This is a genomic window from Pseudomonas citronellolis, from assembly GCF_900112375.1.
In the GTDB taxonomy this organism is placed as follows: Bacteria; Pseudomonadota; Gammaproteobacteria; order Pseudomonadales; family Pseudomonadaceae; genus Pseudomonas; species Pseudomonas citronellolis.
In genome coordinates, this window is the sequence record NZ_FOLS01000001.1 from 93,821 (window position 1) to 115,492 (window position 21,672).

19 protein-coding genes are annotated in these 21,672 nt (G+C 66.8%); 1 reads left to right on the plus strand and 18 read right to left on the minus strand.

What is annotated here, in order from left to right; all coding sequences use genetic code 11:
• Window positions 1-314 precede the first annotated feature (314 nt).
• Window positions 315-680: a YkgJ family cysteine cluster protein gene (locus BM060_RS00435; protein ID WP_074976309.1), complete on the minus strand. Its 366-nt coding sequence runs from the start codon at window positions 678-680 to the stop codon at window positions 315-317.
• A 152-nt stretch (window positions 681-832) separates the two neighbouring features.
• On the opposite strand from BM060_RS00435, the gene BM060_RS00440 reads away from it, so the two are divergent.
• A complete protein-coding gene (locus tag BM060_RS00440; RefSeq protein ID WP_074976311.1) occupies window positions 833-2,287 on the plus strand; it encodes a TrkH family potassium uptake protein in 1,455 nt (484 codons plus the stop codon).
• A 6-nt stretch (window positions 2,288-2,293) separates the two neighbouring features.
• Here BM060_RS00440 and BM060_RS00445 read toward each other — a convergent pair whose 3' ends face one another.
• The 17 genes from BM060_RS00445 to BM060_RS00525 form a co-directional block, all read right to left on the minus strand.
• Entirely contained in the window at window positions 2,294-2,944 is a 651-nt protein-coding gene (locus BM060_RS00445) for a DUF1345 domain-containing protein (protein ID WP_058488820.1), read from the minus strand.
• A gap of 39 nt (window positions 2,945-2,983) precedes the next feature.
• Window positions 2,984-3,427, minus strand: coding sequence for a flagellar export protein FliJ (gene fliJ / locus BM060_RS00450; RefSeq protein WP_043267636.1), 444 nt, complete (start codon window positions 3,425-3,427; stop codon window positions 2,984-2,986).
• Window positions 3,428-3,459: 32 nt separating this feature from the next.
• Window positions 3,460-4,815: a flagellar protein export ATPase FliI gene (gene fliI, locus BM060_RS00455; RefSeq protein ID WP_074976314.1), complete on the minus strand. Its 1,356-nt coding sequence runs from the start codon at window positions 4,813-4,815 to the stop codon at window positions 3,460-3,462.
• Window positions 4,805-5,590: a flagellar assembly protein FliH gene (gene fliH / locus BM060_RS00460; protein WP_069861339.1), complete on the minus strand. Its 786-nt coding sequence runs from the start codon at window positions 5,588-5,590 to the stop codon at window positions 4,805-4,807. Before fliH ends, fliI begins: the two co-directional genes overlap by 11 nt.
• Window positions 5,591-6,607: a flagellar motor switch protein FliG gene (gene fliG, locus BM060_RS00465; RefSeq protein ID WP_009620873.1), complete on the minus strand. Its 1,017-nt coding sequence runs from the start codon at window positions 6,605-6,607 to the stop codon at window positions 5,591-5,593.
• A 6-nt stretch (window positions 6,608-6,613) separates the two neighbouring features.
• Window positions 6,614-8,404 carry a flagellar basal-body MS-ring/collar protein FliF gene (gene fliF, locus BM060_RS00470; protein WP_074976317.1) on the minus strand — a complete coding sequence of 597 codons (1,791 nt, stop codon included), beginning with the start codon at window positions 8,402-8,404 and terminating at the stop codon, window positions 6,614-6,616.
• 23 nt (window positions 8,405-8,427) lie between these two features.
• Window positions 8,428-8,763 carry a flagellar hook-basal body complex protein FliE gene (gene fliE, locus BM060_RS00475; protein ID WP_009620871.1) on the minus strand — a complete coding sequence of 112 codons (336 nt, stop codon included), beginning with the start codon at window positions 8,761-8,763 and terminating at the stop codon, window positions 8,428-8,430.
• Between the two features lie 300 nt (window positions 8,764-9,063).
• Window positions 9,064-9,399, minus strand: coding sequence for an endonuclease domain-containing protein (locus BM060_RS00480; RefSeq protein ID WP_210147045.1), 336 nt, complete (start codon window positions 9,397-9,399; stop codon window positions 9,064-9,066).
• Window positions 9,400-9,552: 153 nt separating this feature from the next.
• Window positions 9,553-10,968 (minus strand): sigma-54-dependent response regulator transcription factor FleR, encoded by a 1,416-nt coding sequence (gene fleR / locus BM060_RS00485; RefSeq protein WP_074976323.1) that lies wholly within the window; start codon window positions 10,966-10,968, stop codon window positions 9,553-9,555.
• A gap of 4 nt (window positions 10,969-10,972) precedes the next feature.
• The gene (locus BM060_RS00490) at window positions 10,973-12,178 is read right to left on the minus strand and encodes a sensor histidine kinase (protein ID WP_135499869.1); all 1,206 of its coding nucleotides are present in this window, start codon (window positions 12,176-12,178) and stop codon (window positions 10,973-10,975) included.
• 122 nt (window positions 12,179-12,300) lie between these two features.
• Window positions 12,301-13,776, minus strand: coding sequence for a sigma-54 dependent transcriptional regulator (locus BM060_RS00495; protein ID WP_043319360.1), 1,476 nt, complete (start codon window positions 13,774-13,776; stop codon window positions 12,301-12,303).
• 222 nt (window positions 13,777-13,998) lie between these two features.
• On the minus strand, window positions 13,999-14,295 hold the full coding sequence (fliT, locus tag BM060_RS00500) for a flagellar protein FliT (RefSeq protein ID WP_043267646.1): 297 nt from the start codon (window positions 14,293-14,295) through the stop codon (window positions 13,999-14,001).
• A 26-nt stretch (window positions 14,296-14,321) separates the two neighbouring features.
• Window positions 14,322-14,702, minus strand: a complete 381-nt coding sequence (gene fliS, locus BM060_RS00505; protein ID WP_074976328.1) for a flagellar export chaperone FliS — start codon at window positions 14,700-14,702, stop codon at window positions 14,322-14,324.
• A gap of 124 nt (window positions 14,703-14,826) precedes the next feature.
• Window positions 14,827-16,221, minus strand: coding sequence for a flagellar filament capping protein FliD (gene fliD, locus BM060_RS00510; RefSeq protein ID WP_074976330.1), 1,395 nt, complete (start codon window positions 16,219-16,221; stop codon window positions 14,827-14,829).
• A 76-nt stretch (window positions 16,222-16,297) separates the two neighbouring features.
• Window positions 16,298-16,663 (minus strand): flagellar protein FlaG, encoded by a 366-nt coding sequence (locus tag BM060_RS00515; RefSeq protein WP_159458805.1) that lies wholly within the window; start codon window positions 16,661-16,663, stop codon window positions 16,298-16,300.
• An 82-nt stretch (window positions 16,664-16,745) separates the two neighbouring features.
• The gene (locus tag BM060_RS00520) at window positions 16,746-17,873 is read right to left on the minus strand and encodes a flagellin N-terminal helical domain-containing protein (RefSeq protein WP_074976335.1); all 1,128 of its coding nucleotides are present in this window, start codon (window positions 17,871-17,873) and stop codon (window positions 16,746-16,748) included.
• A 228-nt stretch (window positions 17,874-18,101) separates the two neighbouring features.
• Window positions 18,102-21,629, minus strand: coding sequence for a glycosyltransferase (locus BM060_RS00525; protein ID WP_074976337.1), 3,528 nt, complete (start codon window positions 21,627-21,629; stop codon window positions 18,102-18,104).
• Window positions 21,630-21,672 lie beyond the last annotated feature (43 nt).

Here is a 21,672-nt window from a genome sequence, read left to right on the forward strand (position 1 = left end):
CTTGCTCGCGAAGGGGGCTTACCGGCGACTCCTGCGTTTCGGGTTAGCTCCGATCCCTCTCCCCAGCCCTCGGCTGCGCGCCCCGCCCTGAAGGGAGAGGGGGCTTGTCCGTGCCGAGAAGGGCTCTGGTTTCAACCGGATACTCAATGCAAGCCGGCTAACGCCGAAGTGTCAGCACACCCCGAACGGTCCCCTCTCCCTTCAGGGAGAGGGTTAGGGAGAGGGCGCTCTCAGGATGAACACCAGCGTTCGCCGGTAGAGCTGTTCGCGAGCAAGCTCGCTCCTACAGGGAGCCCAAAGTCATGCGCCCACAGTCAAGCCACCCGCTCCGGCGACGGCGTGATGATCGGCTGCAGCGGCGGCAGGCCGTAGGCGGCGCGGGCCGTGTCGCAGTTGGGGTTGTGCTGGCCGTCGAGCCAGGAGGCCTCGAATTCCCGGCAGGTGCTGGAGCGCTGCTCGTAGACCGTGCAGCGCACGCCGCAACCGACCTCGCCCAGCAACCCCACGCAGCGCACCGGCTTGGCCTCGGTGCCGCGCATGGCGGCATGGTACGGGCCGACCTGCACCACCAGGTCGTCGGGTACGCTGCCGCCGGCGGAACGGCACTCGCCCCAGTAGAAGGACACACGGAAATACGCGCAGCAGGCGCCGCAGTTCAAACACGGATTGTCGATGGACATGATGTGCGAATGCACCAGAAGAAACCGGCGAGCGCCGGCGGGCAGCGCAGGATTCTAGCGATTGCGCAGCCGTTGTGAAGAGCCCTCCGGCGCGCTGCGCATCGCGCCGAGGGCAGGTACAATGGAGGGTTCATGTCCATCGAGTCCGCTTCATGGCGCTGCCGACACTACGCACCCTCGGATACATCATCGGCCTGTTCCTGATCACCCTGGCGGTGGCCATGCTGGTGCCCATGGCCACCCTGCTCTACTACCACCGCCCGCAGGAACTCTCGCCCTACATCTGGTCGAGCCTGATCACCTTCAGCGCCGGCCTCGGCTTGGTCCTGCCGGGCCGCCCCGAGCAGGCCCACCTGCGCCCGCGGGACATGTACATGCTCACGGTGTCGAGCTGGGTGATCGTCTGTTTCTTCTCCGCCCTGCCCTTCATCATCGCCCGCCACATGAGCGTCACAGACGCCTTCTTCGAGAGCATGTCGGGTATCACCGCCACCGGCTCGACGGTGCTTTCCGGGCTGGACAAGATGTCGCCGGGCATCCTCATCTGGCGCTCGATGCTGCACTGGCTGGGCGGCATCGGCTTCATCGGCATGGCGGTGGCGATCCTGCCGATGCTGCGCATCGGCGGCATGCGCCTGTTCCAGACCGAATCCTCCGACCGCAGCGACAAGGTCATGCCGCGCTCGCACATGGTCGCCAAGTACATAGTCGCGGTGTACGTCGGCATCACCATCCTCGGCACCCTGGGCCTATGGTGGGCCGGCATGGGCCTGTTCGACTCGCTGAACCACGCCATGTCGGCGATCTCCACCGGCGGATTCTCCACCTCCGACCAGTCCCTGGCCAAGTGGCACCAGCCGGCGGTGCACTGGGTGGCGGTGGTCATCATGATCCTCGGCAGCCTGCCCTTCGCCCTCTACGTCGCCACCCTGCGCGGCCATCGCAAGGCTCTGCTCAGGGACAGCCAGGTGCATGGCTTCATCGGCCTGCTGGTATTCACCTGGCTGGTGATGGGCACCTGGTACGCCTTCAATTCCGACCTGTCCTGGCAGGATGCCTTCCGCATCGTGGCGGTGAACGTCACCTCGGTGGTCACCACCACCGGCTTCGCCCTGGGCGACTACAGCCTGTGGGGCCACTTCTCGATCATGGTGTTCTTCTACCTGGGCTTCATCGGCGGCTGTTCCGGCTCCACCGCCGGCGGTTTGAAGATCTTCCGCTTCCAGGTCGCCTACATCCTGCTCAAGGCCAGCCTGTACCAGCTCATCCACCCGCGCGCAGTGCTACGCCAGAGCTACAACGGCCACCGCCTGGACGAGGAGATCGTGCGTTCGATCCTGACCTTCTCGTTCTTCTTCGGCGCCACCGTCGGCGGCCTGGGCCTGGCCCTGACCTTCCTCGGCCTGGACTGGATGACCGCGCTGACCGGCGCCGCCAGCACCGTCTCCGGCGTCGGCCCGGGCATGGGCCCGGTGATCGGTCCCTCGGGCAACTTCTCGTCCCTGCCGGACACCGCCAAGTGGCTGCTGTGCGCCGGCATGCTCGCCGGGCGCCTGGAGATCCTCACCGTGCTGGTGCTGTTCACCCCGGCCTTCTGGCGCCACTGAGGCGCGTCAGCCGAGGATGCCGGCGGCGATGTTGATGCTCAGGCCGAGGATCGCCGTGTTGTACAGGAAGCAGATGATCGACTGCGCCAGGGCCACCCGGCGCAGCGCCGGCGAGGCGATGGCCACGTCCGAGGTCTGCACGGCGACGCTGAGGGTGAAGGAGAAGTAGGCGAAGTCCCAGTAGTCCGGCTGCCGCCCGCGATCGGGGAACTGCAGCGGCGCCTCGCCATCCGCCGCCGTGTAGAACATGCGCGCGTAGTGCATGGCGAAGATGGTCCCGATGAGGAACCAGGAACCCAAAACCGTGCTGCCGGTGAAGGCGTAGCGCAGCAGCCGCTCGCTCCCCGGCAACTGGCGCGCGCCGGCCAGCTCATAGACGATCGCCACCAGGCTGGCGATGGCCGCGGCGCTGACCAGCACCAGCACCGCCTGGGCGTTCTCGTCCTCGATGGCAGCCAGGCGCTGCACCTGGTCCGCCCCGGCGCGCAGGGCGAGCACGGTGATCAGCAGCACATAGCCCCAGGCGGCGACGTTCCAGCCGACCAGCGTGCGCATCAGCGGCGGCAGGTGGTAGCAGGCCAGCCCCAGCGCCAGGCCGGCGGCGCAGGCGAGGAGCAGGCGCGGATGGGTGTGCAGCAGGGTACGGCTGAGCAGCATGCGTGGCGTTCCAGGCGGGGGACCTGGGCTGAGCCTAGCTCAGTAGACCGGCGGCCGCAGGCGCTGGGCGAATTCGTCGAGCTGCTTCTGTTCCTGTTTGTCAGCCAGCAGCCGCGCTTCCTCGCGGTAGCGTTCCACCAGCTTGCGCAGGCCTTCCAGGCGGGCGTACTTCTCCGACCAGGTGACACGCGCCTTCTCCACCACGTCCTGGTGCCAGGCCAGGCTGCGGTTCTGCTGCTCCACGGCGGTTTCCAGCTGCGCCAGGAAGCGTTGGTAGTCCAGCAGCCACTGGCCGCTGACGCCCTGGCGGCCGCGGTCGATCCACTGCTGCTGGTAGTCGGCGCGGAAACGCTCCAGTTCGGCCAGCTTGCGCTGCGCCTGGAGCAGTTGGTTCTGCGCCTGGCCGAGCTGGCGCGCGGCCTCGCGTTCGGCCTTCAGGGCCATTTCCACGACAGGAGCCAAACGGTCGGCGCGGCGATTCATGGCAGGCGGGCCTCAGGCATGATGCGGCAACCTCAGCCGGCCTTGCCGGACAGCACGGCGTCCAGCAGCTGGGCGCTGTCTTCCAGGCTCTGGCTTTCGTTCAGGCCCTGGCGGAGGAACTGGCGCATCACCGGGAAGCGCTGAATGGCCAGGTCGGTCTCGGCATCGCCGCCGGCGACGTAGGCGCCGACGCTGATCAGGTCGCGGCTCTGCTGGTAGCGCGACCACAGCTGCTTGAAGCGCTGGGCGTGCTGCAGCTGCTCGGGGCTGACCACCTGGGGCATCACCCGGCTGATCGAGGCCTCGATGTCGATGGCCGGGTAATGGCCTTCCTCGGCCAGCCGGCGCGACAGCACGAAGTGGCCGTCGAGCACGCCGCGGGCGGAGTCGGCGATCGGGTCCTGCTGGTCGTCACCCTCGCTGAGCACGGTGTAGAAGGCGGTGATCGAGCCGCCGCCCTTCTCGCCGTTGCCGGCGCGTTCCACCAGGCGCGGCAGGCGGGCGAACACCGATGGCGGGTAGCCCTTGGTCGCCGGCGGCTCGCCGATGGCCAGGGCGATCTCGCGCTGGGCCTGGGCGAAGCGCGTCAGCGAGTCCATCAGCAGCAGGACGTTCTTGCCCTTGTCGCGGAAGTATTCGGCGATGCGCGTGCAGTACATGGCTGCGCGCAGGCGCATCAGCGGCGCGTCGTCGGCGGGGGATGCGACCACCACCGAGCGCTTGAGGCCCTCCTCGCCGAGGATGTGCTCGATGAATTCCTTCACCTCGCGGCCCCGTTCGCCGATCAGCCCGACCACGATGATGTCGGCCTTGGTGTACTTGGTCATCATGCCCAGCAGCACCGACTTGCCCACGCCGGTGCCGGCGAACAGGCCCAGGCGCTGGCCGCGGCCGACGGTGAGCAGCGAGTTGATCGAGCGGATGCCGACGTCCATGGGTTCGTGGATCGGCTCGCGCTTGAGCGGGTTGATGGTCGGGCCGTCCATCGGCACCCAGTCCTCGGCGCGCATCCCGCCCTTGCCGTCCAGGGCGCGGCCGACGCCGTCGAGCACCCGGCCGAGCATGGACATGCCCATGGGCAGGCGGCTGCTGTCGGGCAGCGGCACCACGCGGGCGCCGGGGGCGATGCCGGCGAGGCTGCCGACCGGCATGAGGAAGATTTTGCTGCCGGAAAAGCCCATGACCTCGGCCTCCACCTGCACCGAGTGGTAGCCGCTATCGTTGATCACCATGCAGCGGCTGCCCACCGCCGCCTGCAGGCCCTCGGCCTCCAGGGTCAGGCCGACCATGCGTAGCAGGCGGCCCTCCACCACCGGCTGCGCCGGCAGTTTGGCGGCTTCCATATAGCCTTCCAGGCGCTTGGCGAAACTCACCCGGTCAAGGCGCATCGGGCTGGTCCAGGTCGATGTGCAGGTCCGGCTCCAGGGCGTGGGTGGCCTGCTCGCGCTGCTGCTCGAAGAGCTGCTTGGTGATCTGCGCCAGGCGCGTCTCGATGCTGGCGTCGATGCGCGAATGCTCGGTCTCGATGCGGCAGCCGCCGGGCAGCAGCTGCTCGTCCTCGAGGATGCGCCAGCTTTCCTCATGGCGGTCGCGCAGCGCCTTGACCAGCTCGAAGTCCTGCGGATTGACGTGGATGCGCACGTTGTCGCTGCCCATCGGCAGTTGCTTGAGCGCCTCGCGCAATACCTGGCGCAGCTGGCTGGAGTCGCCCTCCAGCTCGCGCTGGATGACCTGGCGCGCCACCTGGCCGACCAGGTTGACCAGCATCTGCTCGATCAGCAGGTCCTGCTCGGCGATGGGCTCGAACAGCTGGCCCATCAGTGCCTCCAGGCCAGCCAGGCGCTCCTGCAGCGCCGCCTCGGCCTCCTGCCGGGCCTTGAGCTGGCCGGCGTGGAAGCCGTCCTTCTCGCCGGTGGCGAAGCCTTCGTTGTAGGCGTCCTGGCGGATCGCTTCCAGCTCCTCGAGCGTCAGCGGTTTGACTTCCTCGACGGGGACTTCCTCCACCGCCGGGGTTTCCGGCTCCTCCGGCTCGGGCGCAGGCTCCGGCGGCCGCTCCACCACCGGGTCGAAGCTGGGCAACGCCCAGCGGTCGAAGCCGGCGACGTCGCGCGCGCGGATCAGGCCATCGTGTTCCTCACCCTTGGGTTTCGCGGGACCACTCACTTAGATCATCTCCTCGCCACCCTTGCCGCCGAGAACGATCTCCCCGGAGTCGGCCATGCGCCGGGCGATGGTGAGGATTTCCTTCTGCGCGCCCTCCACTTCGCTGACGCGCACCGGGCCGCGGGCCTCCAGGTCGTCGCGCAGCAGTTCGGCGGCGCGCTTGGACATGTTGCGGAAGATCTTCTCGCGGATGCCCTCGTCCGAGCCCTTGAGAGCCAGCACCAGCACGTCCGAGGACACTTCGCGCAGCAGCGCCTGGATGCCGCGGTCGTCGACGTCGGCGAGGTTGTCGAAGACGAACATGAGGTCCTCGATCTGCCCGGAGAGGTCTTCGTCGACATCGCGGATGGCGTCCATCAGGGCGCCCTCCACCGAGCTGTCGAGGTAGTTCATGATGTCCGCCGCGCGCTTCACCCCGCCCATGGTGGTGCGGGTGGCGTTGGCGTTGCCGGCGAACTGCTTCTCGAGGATCAGGTTGAGTTCCTTCAGCGCCGAGGGCTGCACGGTGTTCAGCGAGGACACGCGCAGGACGATGTCCAGGCGCACCTTGTGGTCGAAGTGGCTGAGCACTTCGGCGGCCTGGTCCGGGTCCAGGTAGGCGACGACGATGGCCTGGATCTGCGGGTGCTCGTAGCGGATGACGTCGGCCACGGCGCGCGGCTCCATCCACTTCAGGCTGTCCAGGCCGCTGGTGTTGCCGCCCAGCAGGATGCGGTCGATGAGGTTGTTGGCCTTGTCCTCGCCCAGGGCCTGGGTGAGCATCTTGCGGATGTAGCCGTCGGCGCCGACGCCCAGGCTGGTCTGGTCGCCGACCACCTCGACGAACTCGCTCATCACCTGCTCGACCTGCTCGCGATGCACGTTGCGCATCTGCGCCATGGCCACGCCGACCCTCTGCACTTCCTTCGGGCCCATGTGCCGCAGCACCTGGGCCGCGTCGGTCTCGCCGAGGGACAGCAGGAGAATGGCGGCCTTGTCGACCTTGGTCAGTTTGGCGTTCAACCGGGTCTCGCTCATACCGCATCACTCATCGGAGTTGATCCAATCCTTCACTACCTGGGCCACGCGGCCCGGGTCCTGAGCCACCAGGCTCTTGATCGCGTTCAGCTGCGCATCGTACCCCTCGCTGGGGCTGGGCAACAGGATGCTCGGCGGGCCGCCCAGGCTGACGCGGTCCTCGGCCAGCTCGCCTTCCAGGCCGCCCATCTCGCCCAGGGCCATGTCGCCGCCGGCGCCGGCCACCAGGGCCTTGTTCTTGTTGCCGGCGAGGTTGTTCAGCACCGGGCGCAGCACGCCGAACACCAGCACCAGAATGAAGACGATGCCCAGCACCTGCTTGACGATGTCCCAGAACCACGGCTGCGAGTAGAACGGCGGCGAGGCGATCTCCAGGTTCTGCTCCGGGGCGAAGGGCGCGTTGATCACGCTGACGCTGTCGCCGCGGCTGGCGTCGTAGCCCACCGCGTCCTGCACCAGGCGGGTGAAGCGCGCCAGTTCGTCGGCGCTCCAGGGCTTGTGGCTGACTTCGCCGGTCTTGGGGTCGGCGACCATGTGGTCGTCCAGCACCACCGCGACGGAAAGCCGGCGCAGGCGGCCCTGTTGCTGCTTGGTGTAGCTGATGGAGCGGTCCAGCTCGTAGTTGCGGGTGTTCTGCTCGCGCTTGTCGGTGGGGTACGGCGCCAGCACCGGACGGCCGGTCTTCGGGTCGATGATGGTCTGGCCGTTGGCGTCCTTCAGCGGCTGGCCCGGGGCGACGAAATCGCCGCCGGCGCTCTTGCCGGTCTGCTGCGGCGCGCTGGCCGGGCCCGGCGGCTGGTTCGACAGCGCACCCGGCACGCCCTGCGGGCCGTTGCTGTTCTGGCGTTCTTCGTTGTTCACCTGCTCGCTGCGCAGGGCCGGCTGGTCCGGGTTGTAGGACTCGGCGGTGGATTCCACGGCGCTGAAGTCGACGTCGGCGGACACCTCGGCCTTGTAGCGGCCGTCGCCCAGCACCGGCTGCAGGATGCTGTGCACGCGCTGGGTGAACATGCTTTCCATGCGCCGGGAATAGTCGAACTGCTTGCCGGCCATGGTCAGCTCGGACAGCTCCTGCTGGTCGGAGAGCAGGTTGCCCTTCTGGTCGACCACGGTGACCTGGGACTTGTCCAGTTCCGGCACGCTGGTGGCCACCAGGTTGACGATCGCCAGCACCTGGCTGGGCTCCAGGCTGCGCCCCGGGTACAGCTCGACCAGCACCGAGGCGGTGGGCTTGCGCTCGTCGCGGACGAACACCGAGCTCTTCGGGATGGCCAGGTGCACGCGGGCGGCCTTGACGTTGTTCAGGCTGGAGATGGTGCGCGCCAGTTCGCCTTCCAGGCCGCGACGGTAATTGGTCGCCTCCATGAACTGGCTGGTGCCCAGGGCCTGTTCCTTGTCGAGGATCTCGAAGCCGACGTTGCTGTCGGTGGGCGTCAGGCCGGCGCCGGCCACCTTGATGCGGGCGCGGCCGAGGTCGTCGGCCTTGACCAGCAGGGCGCCGGAGTTGGGGTCGACCTTGTAGTTGATGTCGGCGGCGTTCAGCGTCTCGACCACCTTGTTGGCGTCGACGCCGTTGAGGCTGCCGTACAGCGGCTTGTAGTCCGGCTGCTGGGACCACAGCACCATGCCGAAGCCGATGGCGATGCTCGCCGCCAACCCGACCAGCAGGCCGACCTGGCGCAGCACCGGCATCTCGGCGAGGCTTTCGAGGAACTGCAGGCCCATCAGCGGCTTCTTCAGCATTTCGGCTGCGCCGGCTTTGGCGGGGACCTGGTTGTCTATAGTGGCTTCGGCCATGAACTATCTACCTACCCCGTGGCTCAGATGGGCATCTGCATGATGTCCTGGTAGGCCTGGACCAGTTTGTTGCGCACCTGGGTCATGGCCTGGAAGGACACGCTGGCCTTCTGCGAAGCGATCATCACGTCGGTCAGGTCGACGTTGCTCTGGCCCACCTCGAAGGCATTGGCCAGCGCGCTGGCGGCCTGCTGGGTGGAGTTCACCTTGTTCACCGCCTGGCCGAGCATGTCCGAGAAGCTCGGCGCGCCCTCCACGGCAGCCGGCGCCGAGGCGGCCGGCTTGGCCTTGGCCATGGCGTCCATCTGCATGGAGCGCATTTCCAGCAGCAGGCGGTTGAACTCGATACCCTGACTCATTGGCTTTCCCTCTGACTACGGGCCGCGGCTTTTTTGACGCCGCGGCGCTTTGGCATAGGGGATTGCAACAAGGGTGCCAGGTTTCAGGGGGGACTTGTAGGATGTGGCTATTGGGGTAAAGAGCCCCCTCACCCCAGCCCTCTCCCGGAGGGAGAGGGAGCCCTCCTCTGCCGTGCGAATCAAGGCATGCAGCCTGGCATATCGGCGTCAGCCACACCTATGCGCCAGGAGAAAACCATCGCCTATCGCCGCGCCGAACGGCCCCCTCTCCCTCTGGGAGAGGGCTGGGGTGAGGGTGCTTCAACCAGACTCCAACACCAACAGAATGGCCTCCAACACCCCCTCCGTCCGCACCAGCACGTCATGGTTCCAGAACCGCAACACCCGCAGCCCCTGGCCCCTCAACCAGGCATCCCGCTCGACATCCGCGGCACTTCCCAGGTGCTGCCCGCCATCCAACTCCACCACCAACTGCCGCTCATGACAGTAGAAATCCACCACATACGGCCCCAGCGGCACCTGACGCCTGAATTTCCAGCCGAGTAGCCGGCGATCCCGCAAACGACTCCACAACAACCGCTCCGCGTCGGTTTGCCGACGCCGCAGTTCCCGGGCGAATTCCGTTGGCTTCGACATGCCCTGCCCTTCCTTCATGGAAAAGCAGAACCCTGCGCCACCCACTGCCCTCACGACTGCCGGCAAGCGCTGAAACCACCACGGGAAACTCCCCTCACCAGACAAAGAAAAGGCCCGCGAACAGCGGGCCCGAACAGGGGAAATCGGCGCCACTCAACTGGCGTACAAGTAGGCCTCCACATCCATCCCCGCATCACGCATCTGCGCCAGCTTGTAGCGCAGGGTACGCGGGCTGATGCCCAGGCGTTCGGCGGCTTCCTTGCGGCGGCCACGTTCGCTGCGCAGGGTGTCGATGATCATCTGGAACTCGCGGCGGCGCAGGTCTTCGCCGAGGCCGCCGGCGTTGTCCGCGGGCGCCGACGGAATTCCGGCGCTGGCGGCGGCCGCCACCGGGGCGGGCTGCACCAGGGGGATCACGGGCGCTACGGGCGCCATGCCGATGGGGGCGTTCAGGCACAGGTCCAGGGCGCGGACCTGGCCGCCCTGCTGCAGGATCAGCGCGCGCTGGATGGCGTTGTCCAGCTCGCGCACGTTGCCCGGCCAGGGGTGCGTCAGCAGGGCGTCGCGAGCATCGGCGGCCAGGCTCACCGCGCCCAGGTTCATCTTCTTCACGTACTTGGCCAACAGGCGCTCGGCCAGCGGCAGGATGTCCGCCGGGCGCTCGCGCAGGGCGCGCCAGGCCAGGGGGAAGACCGACAGGCGATAGTACAGGTCCTCGCGGAAGCGCCCCGCCGCCACCTCGCCGAGCAGGTCGCGGTTGGTGGTGGCCAGCACGCGGATGTCCAGTTCGATCGGCTTGCGCGCGCCCACGCGCTCCACCTCGCGTTCCTGCAGCACGCGCAGCAGCTTGGCCTGCAGCGCCAGGGGCATCTCGGAAATCTCGTCGAGGAGGATGGTGCCGCCGTCGGCCAGCTCGAACTTGCCCGGCTGCGCGGCGATGGCGCCGGTGAAGGCGCCCTTCTCATGGCCGAACAGGGTGGCCTCGAGCATGTTGTCGGGGATGGCCGCGCAGTTGATGGCGATGAAGGGTTTGTTGGCGCGCGGCGACTGCTGGTGGATGTAGCGCGCCAGCACTTCCTTGCCGGTGCCGGACTCGCCAGAGATCAGCACGGTGGAATCGCTGCGCGCCACCCGCGCGGCCAGCTCCAGCAACTGGCGGCTGGCCGGTTCCACGGCCACCGGCCCCTCGCCTTCGGCGACGGGCGCCTGGCCCAGGGCGTGGCGGGCCACCAGTTCCAGCAGCACCTTGGGCTCGAAGGGTTTCACCAGGTAGTCGGCGGCGCCCTGGCGCATGGCGTCGACGGCGCGCTCGACGGCGCCGAAAGCGGTCATCAGCAGCACCGGCAGTTGCGGGTAGCGGGCACGGATCAGGCCGAGCAACTGATGGCCGTCCATGCCGGGCATGTTGACGTCGCTGACCACCAGGCCGAAGGCCTCGCGCTGCAGGGCGACCAGGGCCGCCTCGGCGCTGTCCACGGCGGTGAACTCGCAGCCGCCGATCAGCAGGGTATCGGAGAGGGCTTCGCGCAGGGCGCGGTCGTCTTCGACGAGCAGGATTCTGGCGGGCATGGGGTTATTCCTTGTGTTCACGGACGGGGGCCGCGATCAGCGGCAGGACCAGGCTGGCGCAGGTGCCACGGCCCGATCGCGATTGCAGGCGCAGTTCGCCGTGGTGCGCCTTGGCCACCGCCTTGACCACCGCAAGGCCGAGGCCGGTGCCGGTGGTCTTGGTGGTGAAGAAGGGCTCGCCCAGGCGCGCCAGGGTGGCGGCGTCCATGCCCGGGCCGCTGTCGCTGATGGCCAGACGCAGGCTGTCGCCACGAGCGTAGAGATGGACTTTCAGGCGCACGTCCTGGCCGCCGGCCTGGATGGCGTTGTGCAGCAGGTTGAGGACGCTGCCGACCAGGGTGTCGCGGTTGCACAGCAGCTCGCCGCCGCGCACGTCGCATTGCCAGCGCAGTTGCAGGCCGGCGACATGGGCCTCGGCGGCGGCGCGCAGGCCGGCGAACAGCTCCGCCGGGCTCAGGCGATCCGGCAGCGGCAGGTCGCCGCGGGCGAACACCAGCATGTCGCGCACCTGGTTCTCCAGCTCCTGCAGGCGCTCCTTGAGGCGCCCGGCGAAGCGCTGCTGCTGCTCCAGCGGCAGCGCCTGCTCGCTCAGGTGGCCGGCATAGAGCATGGCCGCGGACAGCGGCGTGCGAATCTGGTGGGCCAGGGACGCGACCATCCGGCCCAGGGCCGACAGGCGCTCGTGGCGGGCCAGTTGGTCCTGCAGGCGGCGGGTCTCGGTGAGGTCGTTGAGCAATACCAGTTGCCCCGGCTCGCCGTTCAGCGAGCGGGTGGCGATGGACAGGCGGCGCCCGTCGCGCAGGGAAATCTCGTGGCCGTCATCCTTGCGCGGCGCGAAGCAGCGGGCGATGACCTGGCGCCACAGCATGCCCACCAGGGGCTGGCCGAGCAGGCCGCGCGCCGCCGGGTTGGCCTCGCGCACCACGCCCTGGCCGTCGATGACGATGACGCCGCCGGGCAGCAGGTCCAGCAGGCTCTGCAGGCGGTTGGCCAGGCGTTCCTTCTCCGCCAGCTCCTGCATGCGCTGGGCGCTGACCAGGGCCAGCTGTCCCTTCAGTTCGCTGACCCGCGCCTCCAGCATGCTGTACGACTGGTTCAGCTGGGTGGACATCTGGTTGAACAGGGCGAAGGCCTGGTCCAGGCCGGCGCGGCCGTTCTCCTCCGGCGCATCGCTGGAGGTCGGCTGGGACTGCTGGGGTACGGCTGGCATCATGCTGTCTCTCTTCCATCCGACGTCGTGAAAGCGTCGGCTGGCAGAGTCTTAGCAATCTGCGTGCCTAAAAATTAGTCCTTTATTTTCAGGCACTTATTGGAAGGCAGTGGCAAGCGGCGTCAATCCTCCGCCACTTCCTCCTCGCGACGGCTCATGCCGTACTTGCGCATCTTCTCCACCAGGGTGGTGCGGCGGATGCGCAGGCGCTCGGCGGCGCGGGCGACCACGCCGTTGGCGTCGTCCAGGGCCTGCTGGATCAGCCCCTGCTCGAGGTTGGCCAGGTAGTCCTTGAGGTCGATGCCCTCGGCCGGCAGCATCGCCGGCGAGTCTAGGCCCGGCAGCCCGGCGGTGATGGCGGCGCGCTCTTCCAGCTCCTCGCGCAGGCTGCTGGCGAGTTGCTCGTCCTCGTCGTCGACGTGGCGGAATTTCTTCGGCAGCTCGCCCACGCCGATCACCCCGTAGGGGTGCATGATCGCCAGGCGTTCCACCAGGTTGGCCAGCTCGCGCACGTTGCCCGGCCAGTCGTGGCGGCACAGCGACATGATGGCGGCGGAGTTGAAGCGGATGGAGCCGCGCTTCTCGTGCTCCATGCGCGAGATGAGCTCGTTCATCAGCAGCGGGATGTCTTCCACCCGCTCGCGCAGCGGTGCCATCTCGATGGGGAAGACGTTGAGGCGGTAGTACAGGTCCTCGCGGAAGCTGCCGCCCTCGATCATCTTCTCCAGGTTCTTGTGGGTCGCGGCGATGATGCGCACGTCGACGTTCTGCGTCTTGTTGCTGCCGACGCGCTCGAAGGTGCGCTCCTGCAGCACGCGCAACAGCTTGACCTGCATCGGCAGCGGCATGTCGCCGATCTCGTCGAGGAACAGGGTGCCGCCGTTGGCCAGCTCGAAGCGCCCGGCGCGGCTGGTGATGGCGCCGGTGAAGGCGCCCTTCTCGTGGCCGAACAGTTCGCTTTCCAGCAGCTCGGCGGGAATGGCCCCGCAGTTAACCGGCACGAAGGGCGCTTCGCGGCGCTTGGAGTGGTAGTGCAGGTTGCGCGCCACCACTTCCTTGCCGGTGCCGGACTCGCCGAGGATGAGCACGCTGGCGTCGGTGTCGGCCACCTGCTGCATCATCTGCCGTACCTGCTGGATGGCCCGGCTGGTGCCGACCAGGCTGCGGAACAGGTTGGGCTCGCGCTGGCGGCCGCGCTCACGGGCCTGGTCGTACATCTCGCGGTAGACCTGGGCGCGGTGCAGGGAATCGAGCAGCTTGTTGTAGCTGGGCGGCATCTCCAGGCTGGCCAGCACGCGGCGGCGCAGCTCTTCCGGCCAGTCGGTCGGCGCCGAGTCGCCGATCAGCAGCACCGGCAGGAATTCGTCCCAGGCCGAAAGCTGCTTGAGCAACTCCAGGGCGCCGCCCTTGTGCTCGACGCTGCCGAGCAGCACGCAGAGCACGCCGCGGCTGCCGTTGGACAGGTCGTCGACCGCCAGACGCCATTCGCGGCTGCGGCAGGACAACTGGTCCTCGCCGAGGAAGTTGAGGATGGTGGAGAGTTCGCGGCAACGCTCCAGGTCGTCGTCAATCAGCAGAATCTTGGTTTCACGCCACATCTTGCTCTTGTCTTCCGAAGGCATGTGGGCCGGCGAACGGCAACGGGAAAGAGGCGGAAACAATCCGCCATCATTTAGCCACCAAGTAAAGTCAAAAATGTGGCAGGAGTCAAATTTATGGCGTGATTTATTCGTTGTTTCCGACGGAAGAACTTACCTGCTGGCACGAACGGCGGCAACGGCGAAAACGGGGGGCCGCGCCGAACGGGCGACCCGCGGGGCTCAGCCGAAAAGCTGATAGACCTTGGCGCCTTTGTGCGACCGATTGACGCGGATGATTTCCTCGGCCACGCCCTGACGCTGACGGGTGACTTCCTGGACCAGTTCACGGTACAGCACGAGCAGGCCTTCGAGGCTGCGCTTGAGGTCGCTGTCGTCGTCCAGCGGCTCGTGCATGGCGGCATCCACGTGCTGGCGGCACTCCAGGTCCAGCCGGGCGATGGCTTCCCAGTCCTGCTCCGCCAGGGCGGTGCCCAGGGCGCTGCGGGTTTGTTCGATACGCTCGACGGCGAGGGTCATGCTTCGTGTCTCCTGGAGGGACGGTATTACTGCGGGATACCGTCCCAACCTTCCTTGATGCTGCGAAGCAGGTTGGCCACTTCGTCGAGCATATGTTCGTCGTTCTGCCGGTTGGCCTCAAGCAGGCGGCGCCCCATGTAGATGTACAGGGCGTTCAGGCGCTCGGCATAGTCGCCGCCGGCTTCCAGGTTCAGGCCGTCGCGCAGGCCACCGACGATGGCCACGGCCTTGCCGATCAGCTGGCCCTTCTCCGCCATCTGGCCGCGCTGCATGGCGCCGCGGGCCTGGGCGATGCGGCTCAATCCGCCTTCCATCAGCATCTGGATCAGGCGGTGCGGACTCGCCTCGTGGAGCTGTGCCTGGACACCCACGTTCTGATATTGGCGAAGCGCTGCCATCGCATTCATTTCGAGATCCCCTGGTGTGGAAGGTTTCATATCCGATGTCCAGGGTATCGGCGCGGCGGCGCCAGACTTTAATCGCGAATTGCGTCTGCGCCGGGCGCTGCCGGTCGGCTAGACGCCGCCGGCATCAGTCGTCGGAGCTCTTGTTCAGCGCGTTCAGCGTGGTCATCACGCTGTTGCTGGTGGCATTGAGCTGGGCGACCAGGCTGTCCATGGCGTTGTACTTGGCGTACAGGATGTCGGTCAGCTTGGTGGTGCGGTCGTCGAGATCGGTCTGCTGCTTTTTCAGGCTGGCGATGGTGGAGTTGATCGAATCGGTCTGCTGGTCGAGCAGCCCGTCGGTCTTGGCGTAGGTGTCGACGGCGTTGTACATGCGCTTGAGGAAGCCGTCGCTGCCGGTGAAGAAGCTCTGGATGCTGCTCGAGTAAGTCGCCAGGCCTTTTTTCAGCTGGGTGCTGTCGACGCTCAGGGTGCCATCTTTCTGGCTGGTGATGCCCAACTGCGACAGTACCTTCAGCGAACCGCTGCTGCTGGAGAGGTTGACGAACTCGTTACGCAGGCTGTTGAGCAGGCTGCGGGTCATGGCATCGCTGGCCAACGGCCCGACGCTATTGCTGGTGGTGCCGTCCTCGTTGGTGGTAGTGGTGATGTCGGTCAGGCTGGACACAGCCTTGATGAGGGTGTTGTACGCATCGACGAACTGCTGGATGTTGGCGGTCAGGTCGTCGGTGTTGGTCGCTACCGTCACTGTGGAGCTGCCAGTGCTCACCAGGTCGAAGGTCACACCGCTGACGGCCTTGTCCAGGGTATTGCTGGAACTGGTCATCGACAGACCGTCGAGCTTGAATTCGGCATCGCCGGCCTGCACCAGGTAGCCACCGGTGGAACTGCTGTAGGCGGCGCTGCCATCGATGGCCAGCTTGCCCAGGGTGCTGTCACCCGAGGTCTTGACGCTGATGTCGGTGCCGGCGCCGGTGGTGGTGGAGCTGAGCACCAGGCGCGAACCGCTGGAGTCGGTGACGACGTTGGCCGAGATGCCGCTGGTTTCGCTGAGCTTGTTGATGTTGTCGCGGATGGTCGACAGCGAATCGCCGGCGGACACTGTCACGAAGTAGCTCTTGCCGCCCTGGCTGAGGGTCAGGCGGCCGGCGCCGTACTTGTCGGAAGTGCCGACATACTGGCTGGCCACCTTGGAGGAAGTCGCCAGTTTTTCGACGTCCAGGGTATAGGTGCCCGGGGTCGCCGAAGAGGTGGTGCTGGCGGTTACCGCGTCCTCGTTGGAGGAAGTGGCCTTGAGCCCGGAGAAGGAGTCGGCGGTGTTCAGCGTCGCCAGCGCCAGCTGGAAGGTCGACAGGGCGCTCTTGAGCTGGCTGGTCGCCGACAGCTGGGTGGTGCTCTTGGTGGTGAGGTTGGTGATCTGCGTCTGCTTGGCGCTGGTCTGTGCCTTCACCAGGGCGCTGACGATATCGTCAATTTTCAGGCCCGATCCCAGACCTGTCGAAGCGATACTGCCCGTTGCCATTGCCAACCTCCTTCAATCGATTTCTTGACGCATCGGCGTCTGTGCCCGTGCTTTCAGCAAGAAGCAGGCCAGGCTGTCAGGCCTGCTCGCGGAACAGCAGGTTGCCGGCTTCCTTGATGCTCTCCGCCAGCTTCACCGCGACCTCCGAGGGAATCTGCCGGATCACGTCGCCACTGGTGCTGTCCACCACCTTGACCACGGTGATGCCCGACTCCTGGTCGACCGAGAACTCCAGGTTGCGATGGATGACCTGGGCATTGCTGCGCAGGCTGTCCAGCGCACGATCCAGGGTAGCCTTGTCCGGCTCGGCCTGGGCGCTGCCGGTGGACGGCGAGCCCTTGCCGTCGACGGCAACGGTTTTGCCGCCGGCCGCGATGGGCGTGGCCGCCTGGGCCTGGTCAGCCCTGACGGGGGCTCCCAGTCCGATCGTAGAGAAAGTCACGCTCATCATCGACTCCTCATTATTCTGGACAAATGCAGGAAGGGCGCAGTGCGCCCTTCCTTCGTATCAACCGCCGATGACCTTACTGCAGCAGCTTGAGTACGGCAGAAGGCAGCTGGTTGGCCTGAGCCAGTACAGCGGTGGCTGCCGACTGCAGGGTCTGCTGCTTGGTCATCTCCGCCGTTTCCGCGGCGAAGTCGGCATCCTGGATCGTACTGCGTGCCGAGGTGGCGTTCTCCGCGATGTTCTGCAGGTTGGAGATGGTGCTGTCCAGACGGTTCTGCACCGCACCGAGGGCCGAGCGCTGGGTGTCGATCTGCTTGAGCGCGCCGTCGATGACCTGGATGGCCTTCTGGGCACTGTCTGCGCTCTTGATGTCCAGGGACTGGATGTTCAGCGAGCCGGAGGTCATGGCCGCACCGGTCACGTCGGAACCGCCCAGCGCCTTGCTGGAGGTCAGGGTGATGCTGCCCGAGCTGTCGGCCACGGCGGTGATGCCGCTGATGTTGCTGTTGAGCGCGCTGACGATGTCGTTGACGGTGGCGCCCTTGTCGTAATCGACAGTGTAGGCCTTGCCATCGACGCTCAGGTTCAGCGAACCGGCAGCGCTGGCACCACTGGTGGTGGCATCGAGCTTGGAGGAGATGTCGACGGTGCCCGAAGCCGAGGAGTAGGTGCCCTTCAGCGCCTGGGCGCTCATGTCGTTCAGGGTGAAGCTGACGGTTTCGTTGGCGTTGGCGCCGACCTGGAAGGTCATGGTGCCATTGGTGCCGGCGTTGCCGTTGAGCAGGGTCACCGCGGTGCTGCCGCCACCGAAGGTGGTGGTGTCGGAGATACGGGTCAGTTCGGCGGTCAGCGATTCGAACTCCTGGTTCAGCGAGGAGCGGTCGTCTTCGCTGTTGGAGCCGTTGGCGGACTGCACGGCCAGGACACGCATGCGTTGCAGGATGTTGGTGGATTCCTGCAGCGCGCCTTCTGCGGTCTGGGCGATGGAGATGGCGTCGTTGGCGTTGTCCACTGCCTTGTTCAGGCCGTTGATCTGGCTGCTCAGGCGGTTGGAGATCTGCAGACCGGCGGCGTCGTCCTTGGCGCTGTTGATGCGCAGGCCGGTGGAGAGCCGGGTCATGGCAGTGTTCAGGTTTTTCTGAGCGTTGTTCAGGTTCTTCTGAACGGTCAGCGAAGAGATGTTGGTATTGACGGTAAGGGCCATGACGAGATCCTCGTGGATAGGCGACTGCTTTCAGTTGGTCCCTGGCCGCTGGCTAGTGCCGCCCGATATGGCCTGGAGAACCTTCGTTAGGGTTATCGTCCGTGGCGGATTTTGCTTTAGGGCGATTTTCGATTTTTTTTCAAGCCCTTCTTGCACAGGGCTCCGGAAAAAAGTCGAAAGCCCCGGGAAACGGGGCTTTCGAGGTTCCGCACGGACAGGCGAAAAGCCTCAGTCCGGCTGCCAGGCGTAGTGCCAGGCCTGCAGGTTGTCGCCCTGCAGCATCCATTCGGCACGCACCCTGTCACGCAGCTCGTCGCCCATTCGCGCCGTGGCGTCGAGGTCGGCCAGGTGCATGCGGATCGCCTCCACCCAGTCGCGGAAGCGGTTCTTCACCCGGGTCACCGGCAGGTCGCCGGCATAGGCGCGGTTGTCGCTGCACACCACCGGGAAGCCGCAGGCGCCGTATTCCAGCAGGCGCAGGTTGCTCTTGCACTGGTTGAACAGGTTGTCTTCCAGCGGCGCCAGGGCCAGGTCGAGATCCAGGCTGGCGAGCTTGGCCGGGTATTGCTGTATCGGCAGGCCCGGGTGGAACTCGTGCACATAGGGACGGATCCTTTCCGGGCACATGCCGAAGAAGACCCACTCGACTTCGTTGGCCAGTTCCTTGACCACGTCGGCGATCAGTTCCAGGTCGCCGGTGTGGCTGACACCACCCGCCCAGCCCACCCGCGGCTTGGCTCCACGACGGCGCAGGCTTGACGGCAAGCCGCCCCACCAGCCCGGAGCGAGGCAGTTATGGGCGACGCGGATGTCCGGGTGCAGGTCGGCGAACGCCTCTGCCAGCGGCTCGGTGGAGACCACGAAGCGATCGACATAACCCAGGCCCCGACGCAGCGAACGGACGATGTCCTTGGGCATGTGGCTGCGGTGCACGCTCTTGACCGGCAGGTTGGGCAGGTAGTCGTCGAGCTCGTAGACCTTGAAGGCGTTCGAGAAGGCCTTCATGCGCCGCATGGCGTCCAGGCGCTCGTCGCCGATCTGGCGCTGCAGCAGTATCACGTCCGGCGCGAAGCGCTCCAGGTCGACCACCGGCAGCAGCGAGTGGGTCACCACGCCCTCGATCAAGCCCTGCTCGCGCTGCGCGAGGTACGGCTGGATGACGCGGTAGTGGCCGCAGCCGAAGGTATCGGCGAAGTGCGCCAGCACCGTCGGCACCGGCTGCCAGGTCAGCGGGCGCCAGGTCAGCTGGGTATCCGTGAGGACGAAGCCGGCGCGGCTGCGGACCCGCGAGAAGTTCGGGTTGTACGCCGGGTCGCGGGCCAGGCGTGGCAGCCAGCGGGCGTAGAAGGCGTCCTGCAGCTCCACCGGTTCGGCTTCCGTAGCCGGGCTGTGCAGCAGGGTCGCATGGGGCGTCCACACCACCAGGTAACCGGCCTCGCCGGCGCGCAGGCAGAGGTCGACATCGCCGCCACGCTCGGCGAAGTCGCCCTCGTCCAGGCCACCCAGTTCGTCGAACAGCGCCTTGCGGATCATCAGGCAGCCATCGGAGACCGCACTGTAGTTCTGCGCCACCTGCAGGCGGTTCATGTAGCCGGTGGCGTTCATGTCCTCGCCGATGAAGGCGTGCCCGGCGATGCCGCGCAGGCCCAGCACCAGCCCGGCATGGGTGATGCGTCCGTCACCGTCGATGGTCCGCGCGCCGACGACGCCAACCTCCGGACGCTGCGCCTGGTTGACCAGCTCGCCCAGCCACTCGCCCTGGAAGACGGCGGCCTCCGGGCGCAACAGCAACAGGTAGTCGCCACGGGCGTGGGCAGCAGCCAGGTTCTTCAGGCGCGCATCGGCCAGCGGCTCGCCCGAGCGCAACACGCGGACGCGCTCGGCGGCCATCTGCTCGACGCCTTCCAGCCACTGGCGGGTGGCCGGGTTCTCGCTGGCGTTGTCCACCAGCAGGATTTCGTAGTTGGGGTAGGCCGTGTGTTCGAGCAGGCTCATCACGCAGCGCTGCACGGCCGCGAGCTGATCGCGCAGGACGATGAGGATGGATACCGGCGGCTGTCCGGCATGGCCATAGTCGATCTGGTAGCGGCCCGGCAGCGGACTCAGGACCCGCGCCCGCTCGTAGCCACGCGCCAGCAGGTGGCGCTGCAGGGTGCGCTCCTCGTCGGGGTTGGCCTGCAGGCGCGCGGCCGGGGTGCTGAGCAGCGGTTCGGAAAGATGCGCCAGGCCGCCCAGCCCGCCCTCTTCCACCAGGCGCAGCAGCAGGTCGAATTCCAGGGCCCGTGGATAGCCCGCATCGAAGCCGCCCATTTCGAGGAGCGCCTCGCGGTTGTACAGGCAGTGACGCGCCTGGGACGCCGGGAAGCTGATCAGCAGGTCGAGGTTGAAGTCCGGGCGCAGCGCCGGCCCCTGGGATCCGTCCTCGCCGCGCATCACCAGGTCGGTGGAAACGGCTCGGCACCCCGCGGCCGTCATCAGTTCGAGGCCGGCGATCATCAGGCCGGAAGTGGTGAAGATATCGCCGGCGTCGGCCAGCAGGAGCCAATCCGCCGTACTGCCGTGCAGCGCCGCGTTGAGCGCTACGCCAAGACCATCGGCATCCACCGGCTGGTGCCGCAGGCGCAGCCCGTTGTGCAGTTTCGGAGGCTGGTCGGCCAGCAGCGTCACGCTGACGTTCGGATAGAGCCCGGCGGCGACCGCCAGGCTGTCGAGCGTCGCCTGCAATGCCGCGGCATCCTCGCCCACCAGCAGCACCTCGATGTGCACGCCCATGCCGTTGGCCTGCAGGTGCTCGTCGATCAGGCGCTTCTGTACCGGGCTGGGCTTGCGCGCCTCCAGCCACTCGTCGAAGCGCTCGATCATCTCGCTCAGGGCATGGGCCTGGCGCAAGGCGGCAAGCAGGTCGACGCGCTCCGGAACTTGTTCCCGATGCAGCGGCGAAACACCAACCAGCTGGTCGCCGCCCTCGATGTACCAACCCAGGTCACGCACGGCCTGGCGGAAGTCCTGGTGGCCCTTGTCGCCGATGCCCGGCTTGTCGCGGCCGAGCTGGCTGAACTGCTCGCGGGAGACGCGGAAGTCCACCAGGGGGGCGGAGAGGAACGCCAGGTCCCCCTTCTGCAGCAGCTTGACATAGAGCGCCAGGTCGCCCACCCAGCGGATGGGCACGCCATTGAGCGCCATGACCTGGTCGCCGAACGCAGCCACCGCCTCCCGGCGGCACAACACGGTGCTGGGCTCGCCGATGAAGTTGACCGTGTGTTCGGCCAGGAACGATGTCAGGCCGATACCATCGACCAGCGCATCCTCCACGAACGGCAATGCGGTGGCCAGGATGTCCGGCAGCTGCCGTCCCTGATCGTCGATGCGCCGCCGCCGCGAACTGACCAGTTCAATCCCCGGCCGCTCGCGCATGGCGTCGACCATGCGTTCGACGCACTCCGGATGCAAGACGTCGTCGTCATACAGGAACTTCAGGTATTCGCCGCTGGCCAGGCTGACGCACTTGGCCAGGTTCTTCGATTCGTGCAGGCGCGTCTCGTTGTACGAGTAGTGCACGGGGAAATCGAGAATGCCGCGGTACTCGTCCACGACCGCCCGGACTTCGTCCGTCCGGCAGTCATCGCAGATCACTAGTTCCAGGGGGCGATAGGTCTGATCCTGCAGGCTCTGCAGGGCCTCCTTGAGGTAGGCCGCCTTATAGGCCGGCATTACGACGCTGACCAGCGGGTTGATATCGTTGGGTTGGTTCACCATCACACCTCAACTTGGCTTCAGGCAATCCGCGGGCACCATGCCC

Excerpts from the sequence above, each read along its gene's own strand:
- fleR (WP_074976323.1), bottom strand. The coding sequence starts at position 10,968 with ATGCCCGCCAGAATCCTGCTCGTCGAAGACGACCGCGCCCTGCGCGAA.
- fliG (WP_009620873.1), bottom strand. The coding sequence starts at position 6,607 with ATGAGCGAGACCCGGTTGAACGCCAAACTGACCAAGGTCGACAAGGCC.
- fliI (WP_074976314.1), bottom strand. The coding sequence starts at position 4,815 with ATGCGCCTTGACCGGGTGAGTTTCGCCAAGCGCCTGGAAGGCTATATG.
- BM060_RS00480 (WP_210147045.1), bottom strand. The coding sequence starts at position 9,399 with ATGTCGAAGCCAACGGAATTCGCCCGGGAACTGCGGCGTCGGCAAACC.
- BM060_RS00440 (WP_074976311.1), top strand. The coding sequence starts at position 833 with ATGGCGCTGCCGACACTACGCACCCTCGGATACATCATCGGCCTGTTC.
- BM060_RS00445 (WP_058488820.1), bottom strand. The coding sequence starts at position 2,944 with ATGCTGCTCAGCCGTACCCTGCTGCACACCCATCCGCGCCTGCTCCTC.
- fliS (WP_074976328.1), bottom strand. The coding sequence starts at position 14,702 with ATGAATGCGATGGCAGCGCTTCGCCAATATCAGAACGTGGGTGTCCAG.
- BM060_RS00490 (WP_135499869.1), bottom strand. The coding sequence starts at position 12,178 with ATGCCAGCCGTACCCCAGCAGTCCCAGCCGACCTCCAGCGATGCGCCG.
- BM060_RS00435 (WP_074976309.1), bottom strand. The coding sequence starts at position 680 with ATGTCCATCGACAATCCGTGTTTGAACTGCGGCGCCTGCTGCGCGTAT.
- BM060_RS00525 (WP_074976337.1), bottom strand. The coding sequence starts at position 21,629 with ATGGTGAACCAACCCAACGATATCAACCCGCTGGTCAGCGTCGTAATG.
- fliD (WP_074976330.1), bottom strand. The coding sequence starts at position 16,221 with ATGGCAACGGGCAGTATCGCTTCGACAGGTCTGGGATCGGGCCTGAAA.
- fliT (WP_043267646.1), bottom strand. The coding sequence starts at position 14,295 with ATGACCCTCGCCGTCGAGCGTATCGAACAAACCCGCAGCGCCCTGGGC.
- BM060_RS00520 (WP_074976335.1), bottom strand. The coding sequence starts at position 17,873 with ATGGCCCTTACCGTCAATACCAACATCTCTTCGCTGACCGTTCAGAAG.
- fliF (WP_074976317.1), bottom strand. The coding sequence starts at position 8,404 with ATGGCCGAAGCCACTATAGACAACCAGGTCCCCGCCAAAGCCGGCGCA.
- fliE (WP_009620871.1), bottom strand. The coding sequence starts at position 8,763 with ATGAGTCAGGGTATCGAGTTCAACCGCCTGCTGCTGGAAATGCGCTCC.
- BM060_RS00495 (WP_043319360.1), bottom strand. The coding sequence starts at position 13,776 with ATGTGGCGTGAAACCAAGATTCTGCTGATTGACGACGACCTGGAGCGT.
- fliJ (WP_043267636.1), bottom strand. The coding sequence starts at position 3,427 with ATGAATCGCCGCGCCGACCGTTTGGCTCCTGTCGTGGAAATGGCCCTG.